Origin of the sequence: Streptococcus sp. KHUD_015, from assembly GCF_051106265.1 — a bacterium.
GTDB lineage: Bacteria > Bacillota > Bacilli > Lactobacillales > Streptococcaceae > Streptococcus.
The window spans coordinates 570760-588477 of the sequence record NZ_CP193665.1 but is presented as its reverse complement, the minus strand read 5'-3'; the positions used below and the strand labels follow the sequence as shown (position 1 = coordinate 588477).

The window sequence follows — 17718 nt, the reverse complement described above, 5'->3', positions numbered from 1 at the left end:
AATTTTTTCAATATCTGATAATATGCATTTTCTGATTTTAAAGACTTTTTATCTAACCTCATGCGTTTTAAAAACGAAGAAGCTAAGCCTCGATTTGAATTTTTCTCTTTTCAGACTTCCTTTACAAAAACCAATTCCTGTGGCTGGGACAAATCTTCTCGGTAATTAAATCCTGCAAAGCTTAAGCGACGAGCTTCCTCCACCGTCTGTACTTGATTTTCTATTAAAGCCGTTAGGAAGGCACCACGCGCCTTCTTTGAAATGGTTGAGTGAATCTTCAGCTGACCATCTCTATCCTCCATGAATTTGAAGGTTACCATCTTTTCTCTGATTTCCTTAGAAAATACGGTCTCAAACTCGGATGACAAGAGGGAGAAAATCACTTCTTCCTGCTTCACAGCTTCATCATAGGCCGCCTTCCAATGGCTCTTCAAAGTCTTACCAGCGACTTTTAACTTCATCAAAAAGTCCAAACGGTGAGGAGGAATGGGTGACAAGGCTGGAACAACGCCATACAAAGCCGAGGTAATGAAGACATGATTTTCAAGATAGGCTTGTTCTACCTCGGTCAATTTATCTCGCTTAATATGGCGATACATGAGCCCATCAAAAAGTTTCAAGGCTGGATAGTGTGAAGCAGTTTGTTTTTTTAAAGCTTGGATATGTTGAAATTCTTCCGCAGCCTTCTCAGCTGAAACCTTGTAAAAACTCTCCAATTGGCTAGCAGAATAGAGAGCCAAGGCATCAAGCACGTCCTGACTTTCTGGTCTTAAAGTAGTTGCCTCGATACTCGGCAAGTCTGTGTTCATTTCTTTTGCTGTTGGGATTAAAATTTTCATATTGATAGTGTAGCATATTTTTTAGCTACAACCAAGAAATTCATTTGAAAAACCTCGGTTTGACCGAGGTTCCTCTGTTTATTTGGGCCATCCTAACCAGATAGACACGAGAACAAGGGCTATGCCAGCTAAGCTTGTTAGGATAGATAAGAATTTATCTTTTTTCTCCTTGAACTGAGAAAAACCTATCTTCAAAGCGAGCAGTCCGAGTAGCATTGAAGCAAGCATCACATAAAACCCCATTTGTTGTCCTCCATTAGTCTTAATTCACCTTATTATAACATATACTTTCTGAGAAATTCTGTTTTTACTGTAGCTTAAAGGTCTTGAGATAGTTGTCTTTTCCTACTTGACCTTCGAAAGCTTTACCATTTTCAAGGTAAGGAAGGTCATCGGATACTGAGGCCTTAACCTTATATATCTTGCCATCAACTTTAAAGAAGTAGACGGTGTCTCCCTTGATAACAGCTGATTTGAGGTCTGCTACCACACCCTTGATGCTTTCTGTTGTTGCATTATCAATCTCAAGGTCGTTTTTATTAGCGTACTTGCTGAGCAGTTCTTCTACTGTCGTGGCTACGATAACATTTTGGTACTCAACTGCGTCTACCAGAGCGTACTCTTTGACCAAGCCCGCATTGTCCTTCAAGCCCATGATGTAGAGAGGCTTGTCATTGATGTTGATGAGGATTGGGAAGGTTGCCTTGTAGGATTTCTCCTGAACAGCACCTTCGGCTGATTCACTGGCTGATTCTTCGGTCGCAGAAGCCAAGCTATACTTGGTGATTTCTCCTGTTCGCATATTTTCAAGGATGAAACCAAGATTACTTTCATCCGCATTGGCCGACGTCACACCTGTGTAGAGGTAGATGTCATTACCGATAGACAAGTAATTATATCCCTTGGTAGTCTGGGTCACGTTTTTCTTGGAAATCATGGCATTCCAGAAACCGTCCTTGTACTTGCCATTGTAGTTTATTTGCTCAATAGTTTCCTCAGCTGGATAAACCCTGTCCACCCATTCTGGAACATCTGCCAAGCTGTATTCCTTGGTTTCTCCATTTGTGGCATCCAAGATAATGACTGAAACAGGACGAGGAACCGCAAGCCCAAATTGCTTTTGATAAACCGTTGCTACATAGAAAGGATTGCCCTCATCGTCCACCTCAAAAGATGGAGTTTTGAAGATCTTGGTTGGGTACTTCAAGCGCAGGTGACGTTTGACATCGCGGTTAAAATACTCCGAGTCCGAATACTTGATTGGTGTCTTCAAGTCCACCAAGTTGGCATTTCCAGTTACCATGTCCACCTTGATATACTCGCCGATTCCCTTAGCTTGATTATTAAACCACTTGATAGGATCTGCGTATTCTAGTGGCGTAACCCGATAAGGCTTTCCATCAATCGTCAGTTGGGTATAGGTATCTGCGGCTACATATTGCGACACCTTATCTGTTAGGGAACCCAAGTAGCGGTCACCAATTTTCTCAGCAGTACTTCTATCTAGAATAGGAACCTTACTGGTATCAGTCTTAGGAAATTCAGTAAAGTCTTTTTCCGTAACTGTGACTACATTGGCATAATTTTTAGCCTGAAAAATGCTGGAAGTCACCAAGGAAACCAAAGCTGCCAAGAGAAGAATTCCTCCAATAGAAGCTAAAAGAATTTTCCCTAACCGATTGATTTTGAAACCATCAAGATTTAAGGCAGCTTCCGCCTTGCCGTGGCGCACATGAACCGTTTTGACCAGATTGATTCCCTTGCCAAAGCCAAATAAGATTGCTACAAGCAGCAAATGCCCACAGAGGAAAAAGAGAAATTCCCAGCTGGTCAGGTTAAGAGGCGGTAAAAAGATATACCAGGTCGTTGCGATAAAAATAAGTTCAAAGATTATCCGTTTCATTTGCTTTCCTCCTAAATGATTCGTCCTTCCAAGTGATCCAGTTCATGCTGGCAAATCTGGGCTGGGAAGCCTGTCAAAGTAATGGTCTGTTCCTGCCACTTGCTGTCACGATAGGCAACCTTTATAGTTTCATAACGCTTAGTAGGTCTCACACCTACCAAGGACAAACATCCTTCTTCTGTCTCATAAGGTCCTTCAGAGGACAGGAGCACTGGGTTAAACATGACCACAGGAACCAAGCCAAGATTAAAAATAATCACGCGCTTCTGCACCCCAATCATATTGGCTGCCAGACCGACACAAGTCTCACGATTTGCTAAGAGCGTATCTTGTAAATCTCTGGCAAGATAAAGGTCTTCCTGACTTGCCGGCTGAGATACCTGAGATAAAAATAAGATATCCTTCACAATTTTCTTTTCCACTTCCTCACACCCCTCTTGATCTTTACTATATTATAGCAATTATAGCACAAAAGCCGATAACTGCAAGCCCTTTCCCTCAACTGTAGCAAAAAGCCATCCGAAGATGACTTTTTTGCTATTTAATTTCTTTATAAGTTACTTCCATACCACGCTTAACAGCTGGACGATTGGCAATTTTTTCTGCCCATTTTACTAAATTCTGGTAACCTGAGGCATCTAAGAATTTTGCAGAACCTTGGTAAAGCTTTCCTTGAACTAACTGTCCATACCAAGACCAGATACCAATATCTGCAATCGTATAGTCATTGCCTGCAATATATGGTTTCCGAGCCAATTCCTTATCCAATAAATCCAACTGGCGTTTCACTTCCATCGTAAAGCGATTAATTGGATATTCCAATTTTTCAGGGGCATAATTAAAGAAATGTCCAAATCCCCCACCTAGAAAAGGTGCAGCACCTGCTTGCCAGAATAACCAATTCAAAACTTCTACCTTTTCCACAGGATTACTTGGTAGAAAAGCTCCAAATTTCTCAGCAAGATAAAGGAGAATATGAGCAGACTCAAAGACTCTCACTTCTTCAGCCCCTGACTGGTCCAGCAAGGCTGGAATCTTTGAATTTGGATTTAGCTTTACAAAGTCTGAACCGAATTGATCCCCATCCATGATAGCAATCTTATACAAGTCGTAAGCTGCTTGCTCAAAACCAGCTTCTAGTAATTCTTCCAATAAGATAGTGATCTTCACACCATTTGGTGTTCCCAACGAATAAAGTTGAAAAGGTTGTTCTCCTTTTGGCAAGTTTTGTTCGAAACGCGCACCTGCTGTTGGTCTATTTAGTCCTGTAAAGGCTCCTTGATTACTAGCTTCATCCTGCCATACGGTCGGTAATTGATACGCTGACATCAGGAACCTCCCTTAAATCGCATTCTTGTCAAAACCGAGTTTACGTTGAACAAACTTAACAATTTCGACGATAATAATCATTGAGAAGCTTCCAGCCATAACGATTCCCCATTGTGATAAGTCTAGTTTGGTTACGTGGAAGATTCCTTCAAGTGGTTCTACAACGATTGTTGCCATGAGAAGGATGAAGGATACTAGGATAGACCAGTTAAAGGTCTTAGACTTGAATGGACCAACTGTCAAGATGGACTGGTAAACAGACTTGACATTGTAAGCATGGAAGAGCTGAATCAAACCAAGGGTTGCAAAGGCCATGGTAAGGGCATCTGCATGAATAGCATGATTGTCACCCACATGAACTGGGTAAAGAAGGGCAAGACCATAAACACTCATAACAATAGCTGCTTGGAGTACACCTTGATAGATGATAGAACTGAAAACACCACCTGAGAAGAAGCTTGCCTTGCGTCCACGTGGTTTATGGTTCATGACACCAGGCTCAGCAGGTTCAACACCAAGAGCGATAGCTGGGAAGGTATCCGTTACCAAGTTGATCCACAAGAGATGAACTGGCTGCAAAACATCCCAACCAAACAAGGTTGATAGGAAGATGGTTAATACTTCAGCAGTATTGGCAGAAAGCAGGTATTGAATGGTCTTTTGAATGTTTGAGAAGACCTTACGTCCTTCTTCAACTGCAACAATGATAGTCGCAAAGTTATCATCTGCAAGAATCATGTCAGAAGCCCCCTTAGAAACCTCTGTACCAGTGATTCCCATACCGATACCGATATCGGCTGTTTTCAGAGCTGGCGCATCATTGACACCATCACCTGTCATGGCAACGACTTTACCTTGTTTTTGCCAAGCCTTAACGATACGAACCTTATGTTCTGGAGACACACGGGCATAAACAGAGTATTGACCAACTACTTTTTCAAATTCTTCATCTGACAGTTCGTTGAGTTCAGCACCAGTTAAAACGTGTCCTTCTGTATCATTTGCATCAATAATTCCCAAACGTTTGGCAATAGCTTCTGCAGTATCTTGATGGTCACCCGTAATCATGATTGGACGGATTCCCGCTTCCTTAGCCACACGAACAGCCTCAGCAGCTTCAGGACGTTCAGGGTCAATCATCCCAATCAAACCAGTGAAGATTAAATCATTTTCAAGCTCTTCAGAAGTGAGATTTTCTGGAATGCTGTCAATAATCTTATAAGCACCTGCAAGGACACGCAAGGCTTGGTGGGCCATTTCAGAGTTGTTTGTATGAATGAGGTTTGTAACCTTCTCATCAATCGGAGCAATATCACCAGCTTTATCACGAGCAACACAACGTTTCAAGAGTTGGTCTGGAGCTCCCTTGACTGCCACTAGGAATTTCCCATCTGGCAATGGATGAACCGTTGACATGAGCTTACGATCTGAGTCAAATGGCAATTCAGCCACACGAGGATATTTCTCTAAAAATCCTTTAACATCATAGCCCTTATCCAAGGCATACTGGATGAAGGCTGTTTCCGTTGGATCCCCGATCAGGTTTCCTTCTGCATCAATCTTAGTATCATTAGCCAAAACAACAGAACGAATAAGAGGCATTTCGAGACCTAGTTCAATGTCATCAACTGAATCATGTAGGACTGCATCATAGAAGACTTTCTCGACTGTCATCTTGTTCATGGTCAGCGTACCAGTCTTATCAGAAGCGATGATTTCAGTTGAACCAAGCGTTTCAACTGCTGGCAACTTACGAACGATAGAGTTACGTTTTGCCAAAACTTGAGTACCAAGGGCAAGAACGATGGTCACGATAGCAGGTAGTCCTTCTGGGATGGCTGCAACAGCAAGCGCAACAGAGGTCATCAACTCACCAAGTGGATTTTTACCTTGAATGAAGACTCCGACTACAAAAGTAACAAGGGCAATGACCAAAATTGCATAGGTCAAGACCTTAGAAAGGTTGTTCAAGTTTTGTTTAAGTGGTGTATCCGTTTCATCCGCATCTTGGAGCATGCCAGCGATATGACCCACTTCAGTGTACATACCTGTATTGACAACAACACCAAGACCACGACCATAAGTAACGTTTGAGTTTTGGAAGGCCATATTGACACGGTCACCAATACCAGCATCTGCAGAGAGCTCGACAGTCAAGTCTTTTTCGACTGGCACAGACTCACCTGTAAGAGCTGCTTCTTCGATCTTAAGAGAGTTGGCTTCTAGTAAACGTAAGTCTGCTGGTACAACATCACCTGCTTCGAGGGCAACGATATCACCTGGAACCAATTCTTTTGAATCAATCTCCGCCATATGCCCATCACGAAGAACGCGGGCGGCTGGACTAGACATGGATTTGAGGGCTTCGATCGCTTCTTCTGCTTTCCCTTCTTGGTAAACACCAAAGGCAGCGTTAATGATAACCACGGCTAAGATGATAATGGCATCTGCGATATCTTCCCCACCAGAAGTCACAACTGACAAAATAGCTGCCGCAACTAGGATGATAATCATCAAATCCTTAAACTGCTCGATAAATTTGACCAGTATTGATCGTTTCTCGCCTTCTTCGAGTTCATTGTGGCCAAATTCAGCAAGGCGCTTTTCCGCCTCACTTGATGACAAACCTTGCTCGGTCGCATCCACAGCCTTCAAGACCTCTTCAGGACTCTGAGTGTAAAACGCTTGGCGTTTTTGTTCTTTTGACATGTGTCTCCTCCTTGACATTGTGTGCAAAACAGACTCTCTTTTCCCTCATCGCATCTTTTCACGACAAACAAAAAGAGACCTGTTAATCATAACAAGTCTCGCTGTTTAAGATAGTGCCGGAAAGCATACTTTTCAGTATAAAATTCGGAATGACGACACTATCACAGGTTTCTGCCAGCTACTCCCTTGAGTAGTTCTATTATACCAAATTTTGAAAAGTTTTCAAAGAGTAAAAAATGACTTATTTGAATTTTCCCTTGAAAACCAGTATAATGGTAGAATGCTATGTGACTAGAAAGGAAGTTGAATGAAGCAATCTATCTCAAATCTCAAGTTAGCTGAACGTGGGGCCATTATCAGTATTTCGACCTATTTGATCTTGTCTGCAGCCAAATTAGCAACTGGTCATCTTCTTCATTCATCCAGTTTGGTAGCCGATGGTTTCAACAACGTGTCGGACATCATTGGAAATGTGGCCCTCTTGATTGGGATTCGGATGGCGCGCCAGCCTGCAGACCGTGACCACCGTTTTGGTCACTGGAAGATTGAAGATTTGGCTAGCTTGGTCACTTCTATTATCATGTTCTATGTCGGCTTTGATGTACTAAGGGATACCATTCAGAAGATTCTCAGTCGTGAAGAAACAGTCATTGATCCTCTTGGTGCAACTCTAGGAATTATGTCTGCAGCAATCATGTTTCTGGTCTATCTCTACAATACTGGCCTCAGTAAGAAATCCAACTCTAAGGCACTCAAGGCTGCCGCCAAAGACAATCTTTCTGATGCTGTCACCTCACTTGGTACTACCATTGCCATCCTGGCTAGCAGTTTCAATTATCCCATTGTGGATAAACTGGTTGCTATCATCATCACTTACTTTATCTTGAAAACTGCCTATGATATCTTCATCGAGTCTTCCTTTAGTCTTTCAGATGGCTTTGACGACCGTCTGCTTGAGGACTATCAAAAGGCCATTATGGAAATTCCCAAAATTAGCAAGGTTAAATCTCAAAGAGGTCGCACCTACGGTAGCAATATCTACCTGGATATCACGCTTGAGATGAATCCTGACTTGTCGGTTTATGAGAGCCACGAAATTGCGGATCAAGTCGAGTCTATGCTGGAAGAACGTTTCGGTGTCTTTGATACCGATGTCCATATCGAGCCAGCACCTATCCCTGAGGATGAAATTTTAGATAACGTCTACAAAAAATTGCTCATGCGTGAACAATTGATTGACCAGGGAAATCAACTGGTAGAACTCTTGGCTGATGATTTTGTCTATATTCGTCAGGATGGAGAACAGATGGATAAAGAGGCCTATAAAGCCGAAAAAGAGTTGAATGCTGCTATCAAGGACATCCAAATCACTTCCATCAGTCAGAAGACCAAACTCATCTGCTATGAATTAGATGGCATCGTCCATACCAGTATCTGGCGTCGCCATGAAACTTGGCAAAATATCTTTCATCAAGAAACCAAAAAAGAATAGAGAAATCCTGTCCATAAGACGGGATTTTTCCATTCTTCTAGCTATCAAACTCACTTAAATACTCATAACGTTCGTATTTTTCAAGGAGTGCTTCGTTTTTCTCATCCAGTTCTTTTTGGAGAGTAGCCAGCTTACCAAAGTCAGAGCCGTTGGCCTGCATCTCCTCTTCAATAGCAGCGATACGATTTTCCAAGGCTTCAATATCGCCTTCAATGCTTGCCCACTCCTGCTTTTCTTGGTAAGTCATGCGTTTCTTGTCTTCACGGACCTTGACTACTTTTTCCTTTTCGGCTTTTTGCACTTGATTGACCATCTCTGTTTCAAAGGCTTTTTCATCAAGATAGTCGGTGTAATGACCAAAGAAAGGACGAATTTTACCATCCTCAAAAGCGAGAATCTTGGTCGCTACCTTATCCAAGAAATAGCGGTCGTGACTAACAGTCAAAACTGGACCAGCAAAGCCTTGCAAGAAATTCTCCAAAACTGTAAGAGTAGCAATATCCAAATCATTGGTCGGCTCGTCCAAGAGAAGAACATTTGGTTTTTCCAATAGCAATTTGAGGAGATAAAGACGTTTTTTCTCTCCCCCAGACAATTTCTCAATCAAGGTTCCATGCGTCGAACGTGGGAAAAGGAACTGCTCCAGTAACTCTGCAATGGAAGTCGTAGAACCACCGCTGGTCTTGACCTCTTCTGCTACTTCCTGCAAGTAATTGATAACACGCTTGCTTTCATCAAAGCCCTCAATTTGCTGAGAGAAATAGGCGATGCGAACCGTTTCGCCGATGATAACTTGTCCATCAGTTGGTTCAAGACTTCCTGCAATGAGGTTAAGAAGGGTTGACTTCCCAACACCGTTGTCCCCAACGATTCCAATACGATCTTTAGCCTGCACCAAGAGATTAAAATCTTGCAAAATAGGCTTGTTTTCATAGGCGAAGGAAACATCCTGAAACTCAATGACTTTCTTACCGATTCGACTGGTTTCAAAGTTCATGGTCAAGTCTGTCTCAGCAATGCCACCTGAAACTTCCTTTTTCAGATCATGGAAACGATTGATACGAGCCTGCTGCTTGGTAGCACGCGCCTGCGGTTGTCTACGCATCCAGGCCAATTCTTGCTTATAAAGTTGTTCCTTTTTGTGAAGGAGAGCCGCATCACGCTCATCCTGTTCCGACTTAAGGCGGACATAATCCTGATAATTTCCCTGATACTCAGTTAATCCAGCTCGGTCCAACTCGAAAATCCGTGTTGACAAAGCGTCTAGGAAATAACGATCGTGGGTGATAAAAAGGACAGTTTTCTTGGAATTTTTTAAAAAGAGGGTCAGCCACTCAATAGTCGCAATATCCAGATGGTTGGTTGGCTCATCAAGTAGCAAGAGGTCGTGGTTGCCAAGTAAAACTTGCGCCAACTGAACTCGTCTTCTCAGACCACCTGACAATTCCCCAACTGGAGTGGATAAGTCCTGAATACCTAACTTGCTAAGGACAGTCTTGACCTGACTCTCAATTTCCCAAGCTTGGAGAGAATCCATCTCTGCCATGACCCGTTCCAAACGAGCCTGCTTGTCCTCACTGTAGTTGAGCATGAGAAGTTCATACTCACGAATGAGTTGGATTTCCTTGAGGTCGCTGGATAGGACCGTATCCAAAACCGTCTTGCTATCATCAAAATCAGGATCTTGGGTCAAGTAACCAATCTGGTAATCGTTCTTCGTTGAAAAGGGACTGACATCCCCATCAAAGCCAGAAACACCAGAAAGGACATCCAAAAGGGTGGTTTTGCCCGTTCCATTAACACCGTTTAGACCGATTCTGTCTAGGTCATGGATGATAAAGGAAATATCCTTAAAAACGGTCTTGTCACCGACGGATTTACTTAGTTTTTCAACGATAAAATCACTCATTTTTTCTCCCTCAGATAAGTATGGATGGCTTGACGATCATTTTCTAATGCTCCATCGACAATGGCATACTCAATCTCTGTTAAAATCTCTCCCAAGTCTGGTCCCGGCTGATAGCCATATTCCTTAATCAAAATACCACCATTGATTTGGATTTCTTTCTTGTCATGAATGGTCAAACTCTGGTAGGTTTCTGTGATAACTTGCGGATTGACTGCTTTCCCTTGAGCCTGACGAAGATTTTCAGCCTGTAAAAGTAAATCCAAGTCAAAGCGATAACAATCGCGCTTGCTCAATTCTCCCTTTTCGCGCAAGTCCAAAATAGTCAGCAAATCCTGTACCTGCTTGGCAAACTGGCGTGATGTCTTCCAAGCCTTCAAAAATGGCTGCGCATTTTCAATCTCCAAAGCCCACAGTAGAGCCGACCAAGCTTGTTCAGAGGATTCAAAGATAAAATCAGTCTCCAAATCAAACAGTCTATTGAGCTTGTCCTGGCTAGATTCCATATCAGGGAGATAATCATAAGCTTGACTCTCAATCATGGAAGCCAAACCACTTCTCCAAAACGGAGCCAGCAAGAGTTTATCAAACTCAACGAAGGTACGCTCCACAGAAATTTTCTCCAAAAGTGGCGTCAAGGTCTTCATAGCTTTAAAGGTTTCTGGCTCAAGTTCGAAGCCAAGACTAGCCTGAAAACGAAAACCACGCATAATCCGCAAAGCATCTTCGTTGAAACGCTCACTAGCCACGCCAACCGCCCGCAAAACTTGATTTTCTAAATCTTCTAAACCATGGAACAAGTCAATGATTTCCCCTGTCTCGTCCAAGGCAAAGGCGTTGACTGTGAAATCACGGCGTTTGAGGTCTTCTTCTAGCGAACGCACAAAGGAAACCGCACTGGGTCTGCGATAGTCAACATAGACATCCTCTGTCCGAAAAGTGGTTACTTCGTACTCTTCATCCCCATCTAAGACCAAGACAGTTCCGTGCTCGATTCCGATATCAGCCGTTCGCGGAAAAATCTGCTTGGTCTCTTCTGGATAAGAAGAAGTCGCAATATCCACATCATGGATAGGACGATTGAGAAGGGCATCTCGAACAGAGCCCCCAACAAAATAGGCTTCAAAGCCTGCTTCTTTAATTTTTTCTAATACTGGTAAAGCCTTCTGAAATTCAGAAGGCATTTGCGTTAATCTCATAATAAGTGTTCTAATCCATAGACAAGCTCATGACGCTTGACAACTTCTTTAATTCCCAAATTGACCCCTGTCATGAAGGAGCTGCGATCATAGGAGTCATGACGAAGGGTCAATCCTTCTCCCTGATTGCCAAAGATGACTTCCTGATGGGCTACTAAGCCTGGCAAACGAACTGAGTGGATCCGCATGCCATCAAAGTCAGCACCACGGGTACCAGCAATCAATTCTTCCTCATCAGGCGCACCTTGCTGAATAGACTCTCGAACCTCGGCCATCAATTCAGCTGTTTTAATGGCTGTTCCACTCGGGGCATCCTTTTTCTTATCATGATGAAGCTCGATAATCTCCACATTTGGGAAATATTTAGCAGCCTGCGTCGCAAATTGCATGAGCAAGACAGCACCCAAGGCAAAGTTAGGGGCAATCAAGCCACCCAAATCTTGTTCACGAGAAAATTCTTTTAGCTCTGCAATTTCTTCACTAGTAAAACCTGTTGTTCCAACTACTGGAGCAAAGCCATTTTCAAGAGCAAAGCGTGTATTTTCATAGGCAACAGCTGGAGTTGTAAAATCTACCCAGACATCCGCTTTAAAGCCTGCTAAATCAGCCTTGTCCTTGAAAACAGGAATACCCTGCCATTCTGATTTAGACTCAAAAGGATCCAAAACTGCTACCAAGTCCAAGTCTGGCTCAGCCAAGACCATCTGACAAGCAGCTTGCCCCATCTTTCCCTTAAAACCAGCAATAATTACTCGAATACTCATCTCTACTCCTGTCTAAGATACAAAGCCTGTAGGAACACAAAGTGAAAATAGGAGTTCTGATCAAGAAGTGTCTACTCCTTGGAAGAACTATCTTTTTCACACAGGGTTCCAGGCTTGTTCAACTGCTAACTTCTTAACTAGTCTAGAAATGCCAACTAAATCACTGGAATATAACCCAGAGCAATACTTCCTGCACCTAGGTGTGTTCCAATGACACTACCAAATGTAGCAAGTGAAATATCCGAACCCACTCCAGATTCTAGCAAGTGCTGGCGCAATTCCTCAGCCTTTTCGGGAGCATTCCCGTGAATGACAATGATACGGTATTGGCCTGAAGCTGTTGTTTCCTTGATAATCTCAATTAAGCGCTTGGTTGCTTTCTTTTCAGTACGAACTTTTTCGTAAACTTCAATCACACCTTGGTCGTTGAAATAAAGGATTGGCTTAATGCTAAGCAAATTGCCCAAAATGGCAGCCCCATTTGAAAGGCGTCCACCTTTCACCAAATGATCCAAATCATCTACCATGATAAAGGCTGACGTACGACTAATTTGAATGGCTAGCTTATCCTGAATGATGGCAAAATCATCGCCTTGGTCTTGCCAGCTAAAGACGCTTTCAACCATGATTCCCAGAGGAGCACTTGTAATCAAAGTGTCTGGAAAAGCAATGGTTAAGCCCTCATATTCATCTATCATATACTGGATATTTTGGTAAAAACCTGAAATTCCAGAAGATAGAAAAAGCCCCAAGGCATGGGTATAGCCTTGTTCTTTGAGCGAAGTTAATATTTCATCTAACTTAGCAATACTTGGTTGACTAGTCTTAGGCAATTCAGAAGCCTGAGCCATTTTTTGGTAAAATTCCTCAGCAGTCAGATTAATGCCTTCGACATACTCCTCACCATCAATATTGACAGGAATATCCAAGACAAATAAATCTTCTCTTTGCAAGGTCTCTGCACTGAGATAAGCAGAGGAATCTGTGATAACAGCTAGTTTCATATTAGAACTCCAAATTGATTCCTGGTAAGTCTAATGCAATTTCAGTTACTTCGTAAGTCAAACGGTTGAGCATGTTCAAACATGGACGAGCCAAAGTTTCCACCTCTTCTTGGTTCAATTCACTTGGCTCGTTAACAATACGACCATCGATATGGTTCACTTGTGAAATGGTTCCACTGATGACAAACTTATCAAATACAATCATAAAGCTCAAGATGACAATCACGGAAGTCACTTGATTTTCTTGGTCATGTTGGAGTAATTGGAAGTTCACATCCACCTTAGTTTCAGGAGCTCCATTTTCATTTTCCCATTCAAAATTACGCGCATCAAAATGATACTGACTGACAAATTCTTGTTCACGTTTAAGATTCATGTCTTTCTCCCTCGGCTACAATATTATAAGCTATTGTACCATAATTTTTTATTTTCATCTAGTTTTCTAGGATTTAGTCAATCCCAATTTCAGCTCGCACTACGTCTGCGATGGTATCAACATAGTAGTCCACTTCTTCTGTTGTAGGCGCTTCTGCCATAACACGCAAGAGGGGCTCTGTTCCACTTGGACGAACAAGGATACGGCCATTCCCTGCCATTTCTTCTTCCATCTGCTCGATGATAGCCTTGATAGCTGGCACTTCCATAGCCTTTTCCTTCATGGCATTTTCCACTCGGATATTGACTAATTTTTGTGGATAGATGGTTACTTCTGTTGCCAACTCTGACAAACTCTTACCAGTTTCCTTCATGATTTTTGTCAATTGGACAGCTGATAATTGACCATCACCTGTTGTATTGTAGTCCATCAAGATGACGTGACCAGACTGTTCACCACCAAGGTTGTAGCCTGATTTTCGCATTTCTTCAACAACGTAGCGGTCACCAACTGCAGTAACTGCCTTGTTAATACCTTCGCGGTCCAAGGCCTTGTGGAAACCAAGGTTAGACATCACAGTTGTCACAATTGTGTTTTGGGCCAATTGTCCTTTTTCAGAAAGGTATTTCCCGATGATGTACATGATCTTGTCACCATCAACGATATCCCCATTTTCATCAACAGCAATCAAGCGGTCACTGTCTCCGTCAAAGGCTAAACCAATAGCTGATCCGCTTTCTTTGACCACTTCTTGAAGGGCTTCTGGGTGGGTTGAACCAACATTAAGGTTGATATTAAGACCATCTGGTGTTTCCCCGATAATAGTCAATTGAGCTCCAAGGTCTGCAAAGATTTGACGGGCACTTGTAGACGCTGCACCGTTTGCTGTGTCCAAGGCAACCTTCATTCCTTCAAGAGGAGTTCCAGTTGAAACAAGGTATCCTTCATACTTACGCAAACCTTCTGGATAATCTACCAAGGTTCCCAAGCCTTCTGCACTTGGACGAGGAAGAGTGTCTTCCTCAGCATCTAGCAAGGCTTCAATTTCTGCTTCTTTTTCGTCATCTAGTTTGAAGCCATCCCCACCAAAGAACTTGATTCCATTATCAAGGGCTGGATTATGACTAGCAGAAATCATGACACCTGCACTTGCTCCCTCTGTTTTGACCAAGTAAGCTACTGCTGGCGTCGCAAGAACACCGAGTTTATAAACGTGAATCCCTACTGAAAGGAGACCTGCCACCAAGGCTGATTCTAGCATTTCCCCTGAAATACGTGTGTCACGTCCTACAAAGACTTTCGGTGCTTCCGTTTCATGTTGACTAAGAACATAGCCTCCAAAACGTCCTAGTTTAAAGGCCAATTCTGGTGTTAGTTCTACATTAGCTTCTCCACGGACTCCATCAGTCCCAAAATATTTACCCATTTTTATAAAATCCTTTTCCTATTTTTAATTCGTTTTTGAACTAGTTGTTTTCGTTGACGAAGATGTCTCCGATGAACTACTTGTACTTGAATTTGATGTGCTTGAACTTGGTGCCACAGGCTTTGTAGTGACCTTCATTGTTGTATCAAACGGAGTGATAACTACTGGTAAGACAACCCCATTGCGGTCGATTGCCTGCAAAGGTACCGAACCACTGTAATTACCTGTAATCCGTTCGCTGGTTGGTAAAAGCGCAATAACTTTATCAATCTTAGCTAATGTTTCCTGGTCAGTTGTGACCGAAACTCGCTCATTTGACACAGTTACACTATCAAGTTGTAGCTTGGGATCAATCTGGCTTTGGTCAACTTGTGGCACAACAATCATCCCATCTCGCTTAACCTTCTTCCCAACTTTCACTGTAATCTTTTGAGGCGTTGCCACAGCGGTCAATCCACTAGGAAGATTTTCAATGTTCAAAGGAACTTCAATCGTTCCAATACTAGCATCTGTCAAATCCGCTATTACCTTAAACTTACGAGTACTTTCCTGCATTTCACTGGCCAAGGTCACACGATTGGCACCTGTCAACACAACTGAAACTTCTGATGCAAATCCGCTAATGAAATACTGGTCATTATCATAGTGAATATCGATGGGAACATTTGCTATCGTATTGGTGTAGGTCTCCGATTTGACCTGCCTTGTGGTATTACTATTTTGAAAGTTGGTCGACGTTGCATAAATGAATAAAACACAAGCAAAAAAGAGAGATGAAATGATATATAGACTATTTTTTCTCATATTTCCAACCTCCTAGCAAACGGTCCTTGAAACTGGCTTTTTCCTCAACAGCTGGCAAAAGAATTGTTCGTAGCTCTGCTTCAAATTCTTCAATCGTCAAATCATGCTTGAAGACCCCGTTGTAGGTAATAGAAATACCACCTGTTTCCTCTGAGACAATGAAGGTCAAGGCATCAGACACTTCTGATAAACCGATAGCCGCCCGGTGTCTGGTCCCAAATTCCTTGGAAATCCCTGTGCTTTCTGTCAAGGGCAGATAGGCAGAGGTGACTGCAATCCGATTTTCTCTAATAATCACAGCACCATCATGTAGAGGAGTGTTGGGAATAAAAATATTGATGAGGAGTTCTGCCGAAATTTTGGCATCCAAGGGAATTCCTGTCGCAATATATTCTTGCAAGGTTCGAACCCGTTGAATGGCAACCAGAGCACCTATCTTACGAGGACTCATGTATTCAACTGACTTGACAAAGGCACGAATCATTTGCTCTTCTGCACTTATTTGAGTAGTAGAAAAGAAATCTGTCGCCCTTCCCAAACGTTCCAAACCAGTTCGAATTTCTGGAGAGAAGATAACAACCACAGCAATGACTCCATAAGTGATAATCTGATTAATCAACCAAGAAATCGTGGTTAAACCAAGGATATTGGCCACAACCTGGGCTAATACAAAAATCAAGACCCCCCGCACCAGAATCATAATCTTGGTACCAGCTATCGCTTTTGTAAAACGATACAAAACATAGGTCACAATCAAAATATCAAACAGATTGATGGCAATACTCCAAGGACTAGAAAACAAGCTAGTCCAATATTGCAGGTTGGATAATTGTTGAAAGTTCATCTGCTGTCTCCTCTCTGTCCAAACACGTTCTTTTCTATTATACCATTTTTCTGGCATTTTTTTCCCTATCCTACTTCATTTTAAATTAAGGAAAAAATATGATAAAATAAACTGACTAGAAAAAACAAAGGAGAAACCATGTCTCAACTCTATGATATTACCATTGTAGGTGGTGGTCCTGTCGGTCTTTTTGCGGCCTTCTATGCCCACTTACGCCAAGCCAAAGTCCAAATCATCGACTCTCTTCCCCAACTAGGTGGACAACCTGCCATTCTCTATCCTGAAAAGGAAATCCTAGACGTCCCAGGCTTCCCAAATCTGACTGGAGAAGAGTTGACTAACCGCTTGATTGAACAGCTAAACAGCTTCGATACCCCTATTCATCTCAACGAAACGGTTCTTGAGATTGAAAAACAAGAAGAAGGCTTTGTCATCACAACTTCTAAAGGAAGTCACCTAACTAAAACAGTTATCATCGCTATGGGTGGCGGTGCCTTCAAACCACGTCCGCTGGAACTTGAAGGGGTTGAGGGCTATGAAAATATCCACTACCACGTTTCCAACATCCAGCAATACGCTGGTAAGAAAGTGACCATTCTTGGTGGGGGAGACTCAGCTGTGGATTGGGCTTTGGCTTTTGAAAAGTTTGCGCCAACTACCCTTGTTCACCGCAGAGATAATTTCCGTGCCTTGGAACACAGTGTCCAAGCCTTGCAGGAATCATCTGTGACCATCAAGACACCATTCGTCCCTAGTCAACTCCTTGGAGATGGAAAAACGCTCGATAAACTTGAAATCACAAAAGTAAAATCTGATGAAACAGAATCGATTGACTTAGATCACCTCTTTGTCAACTATGGTTTCAAATCTTCTGTTGGTAACCTTAAAAACTGGGGTCTGGACCTCAATCGTCACAAGATTATTGTCAACAGCAAACAGGAATCTAGCCAAGCAGGTATCTATGCTATCGGAGACTGCTGCTACTATGACGGAAAAATTGACCTGATTGCGACAGGCCTCGGAGAAGCTCCAACCGCTGTCAACAATGCCATCAACTACATTGACCCTGAGCAAAAAGTGCAGCCAAAACACTCAACCAGTTTATAAAAAAGAACCACGAGTC

At 42.6% G+C, this 17718-nt stretch carries 16 protein-coding genes; 2 read left to right on the top strand and 14 right to left on the bottom strand.

The window, feature by feature from the left end:
• Positions 1–110: 110 nt before the first annotated feature.
• The 6 genes from yaaA to ACORHU_RS02725 all read right to left on the bottom strand — a co-directional run bounded on the left by yaaA (position 111) and on the right by ACORHU_RS02725 (position 6780).
• Positions 111–839, bottom strand: coding sequence for a peroxide stress protein YaaA (yaaA, locus tag ACORHU_RS02750; protein ID WP_434364712.1), 729 nt, complete (start codon positions 837–839; stop codon positions 111–113).
• A 78-nt stretch (positions 840–917) separates the two neighbouring features.
• A complete protein-coding gene (locus ACORHU_RS02745; RefSeq protein ID WP_434364711.1) occupies positions 918–1082 on the bottom strand; it encodes a YczI family protein in 165 nt (54 codons plus the stop codon).
• Positions 1083–1146: 64 nt separating this feature from the next.
• Positions 1147–2742 (bottom strand): hypothetical protein, encoded by a 1596-nt coding sequence (locus tag ACORHU_RS02740; RefSeq protein WP_434364710.1) that lies wholly within the window; start codon positions 2740–2742, stop codon positions 1147–1149.
• A gap of 11 nt (positions 2743–2753) precedes the next feature.
• A complete protein-coding gene (locus tag ACORHU_RS02735; RefSeq protein WP_434364709.1) occupies positions 2754–3164 on the bottom strand; it encodes a peptide deformylase in 411 nt (136 codons plus the stop codon).
• 115 nt (positions 3165–3279) lie between these two features.
• On the bottom strand, positions 3280–4071 hold the full coding sequence (gene yghU, locus ACORHU_RS02730; protein ID WP_434364708.1) for a glutathione-dependent disulfide-bond oxidoreductase: 792 nt from the start codon (positions 4069–4071) through the stop codon (positions 3280–3282).
• 12 nt (positions 4072–4083) lie between these two features.
• Entirely contained in the window at positions 4084–6780 is a 2697-nt protein-coding gene (locus ACORHU_RS02725; RefSeq protein ID WP_434364707.1) for a cation-translocating P-type ATPase, read from the bottom strand.
• Positions 6781–7087: 307 nt separating this feature from the next.
• On the opposite strand from ACORHU_RS02725, the gene mntE reads away from it, so the two are divergent.
• Positions 7088–8272 carry a CDF family manganese efflux transporter MntE gene (gene mntE / locus ACORHU_RS02720; RefSeq protein WP_434364706.1) on the top strand — a complete coding sequence of 395 codons (1185 nt, stop codon included), beginning with the start codon at positions 7088–7090 and terminating at the stop codon, positions 8270–8272.
• 37 nt (positions 8273–8309) lie between these two features.
• Here mntE and ACORHU_RS02715 read toward each other — a convergent pair whose 3' ends face one another.
• From ACORHU_RS02715 to cdaA, 8 genes are all read right to left on the bottom strand, one after another.
• Positions 8310–10181, bottom strand: a complete 1872-nt coding sequence (locus ACORHU_RS02715; RefSeq protein WP_434364705.1) for an ABC-F family ATP-binding cassette domain-containing protein — start codon at positions 10179–10181, stop codon at positions 8310–8312.
• A complete protein-coding gene (locus ACORHU_RS02710; protein ID WP_434364704.1) occupies positions 10178–11377 on the bottom strand; it encodes a CCA tRNA nucleotidyltransferase in 1200 nt (399 codons plus the stop codon). Before ACORHU_RS02710 ends, ACORHU_RS02715 begins: the two co-directional genes overlap by 4 nt.
• On the bottom strand, positions 11374–12141 hold the full coding sequence (dapB, locus tag ACORHU_RS02705; RefSeq protein ID WP_434364703.1) for a 4-hydroxy-tetrahydrodipicolinate reductase: 768 nt from the start codon (positions 12139–12141) through the stop codon (positions 11374–11376). Before dapB ends, ACORHU_RS02710 begins: the two co-directional genes overlap by 4 nt.
• Positions 12142–12296: 155 nt before the next feature.
• On the bottom strand, positions 12297–13145 hold the full coding sequence (locus ACORHU_RS02700; RefSeq protein ID WP_265476640.1) for a DegV family protein: 849 nt from the start codon (positions 13143–13145) through the stop codon (positions 12297–12299).
• A 1-nt stretch (position 13146) separates the two neighbouring features.
• Positions 13147–13521, bottom strand: coding sequence for a DUF1149 family protein (locus tag ACORHU_RS02695; RefSeq protein ID WP_434364702.1), 375 nt, complete (start codon positions 13519–13521; stop codon positions 13147–13149).
• Between the two features lie 73 nt (positions 13522–13594).
• A complete protein-coding gene (glmM, locus tag ACORHU_RS02690) occupies positions 13595–14947 on the bottom strand; it encodes a phosphoglucosamine mutase (RefSeq protein WP_434364701.1) in 1353 nt (450 codons plus the stop codon).
• Positions 14948–14971: 24 nt separating this feature from the next.
• Positions 14972–15751, bottom strand: coding sequence for a CdaR family protein (locus ACORHU_RS02685; RefSeq protein ID WP_434364700.1), 780 nt, complete (start codon positions 15749–15751; stop codon positions 14972–14974).
• Positions 15738–16595 carry a diadenylate cyclase CdaA gene (gene cdaA / locus ACORHU_RS02680; protein ID WP_061759425.1) on the bottom strand — a complete coding sequence of 286 codons (858 nt, stop codon included), beginning with the start codon at positions 16593–16595 and terminating at the stop codon, positions 15738–15740. Before cdaA ends, ACORHU_RS02685 begins: the two co-directional genes overlap by 14 nt.
• Before the next feature lie 138 nt (positions 16596–16733).
• Here cdaA and ACORHU_RS02675 point away from each other — a divergent pair, with 138 nt between their 5' ends.
• Positions 16734–17702 carry an NAD(P)/FAD-dependent oxidoreductase gene (locus ACORHU_RS02675; protein ID WP_434364699.1) on the top strand — a complete coding sequence of 323 codons (969 nt, stop codon included), beginning with the start codon at positions 16734–16736 and terminating at the stop codon, positions 17700–17702.
• Positions 17703–17718 lie beyond the last annotated feature (16 nt).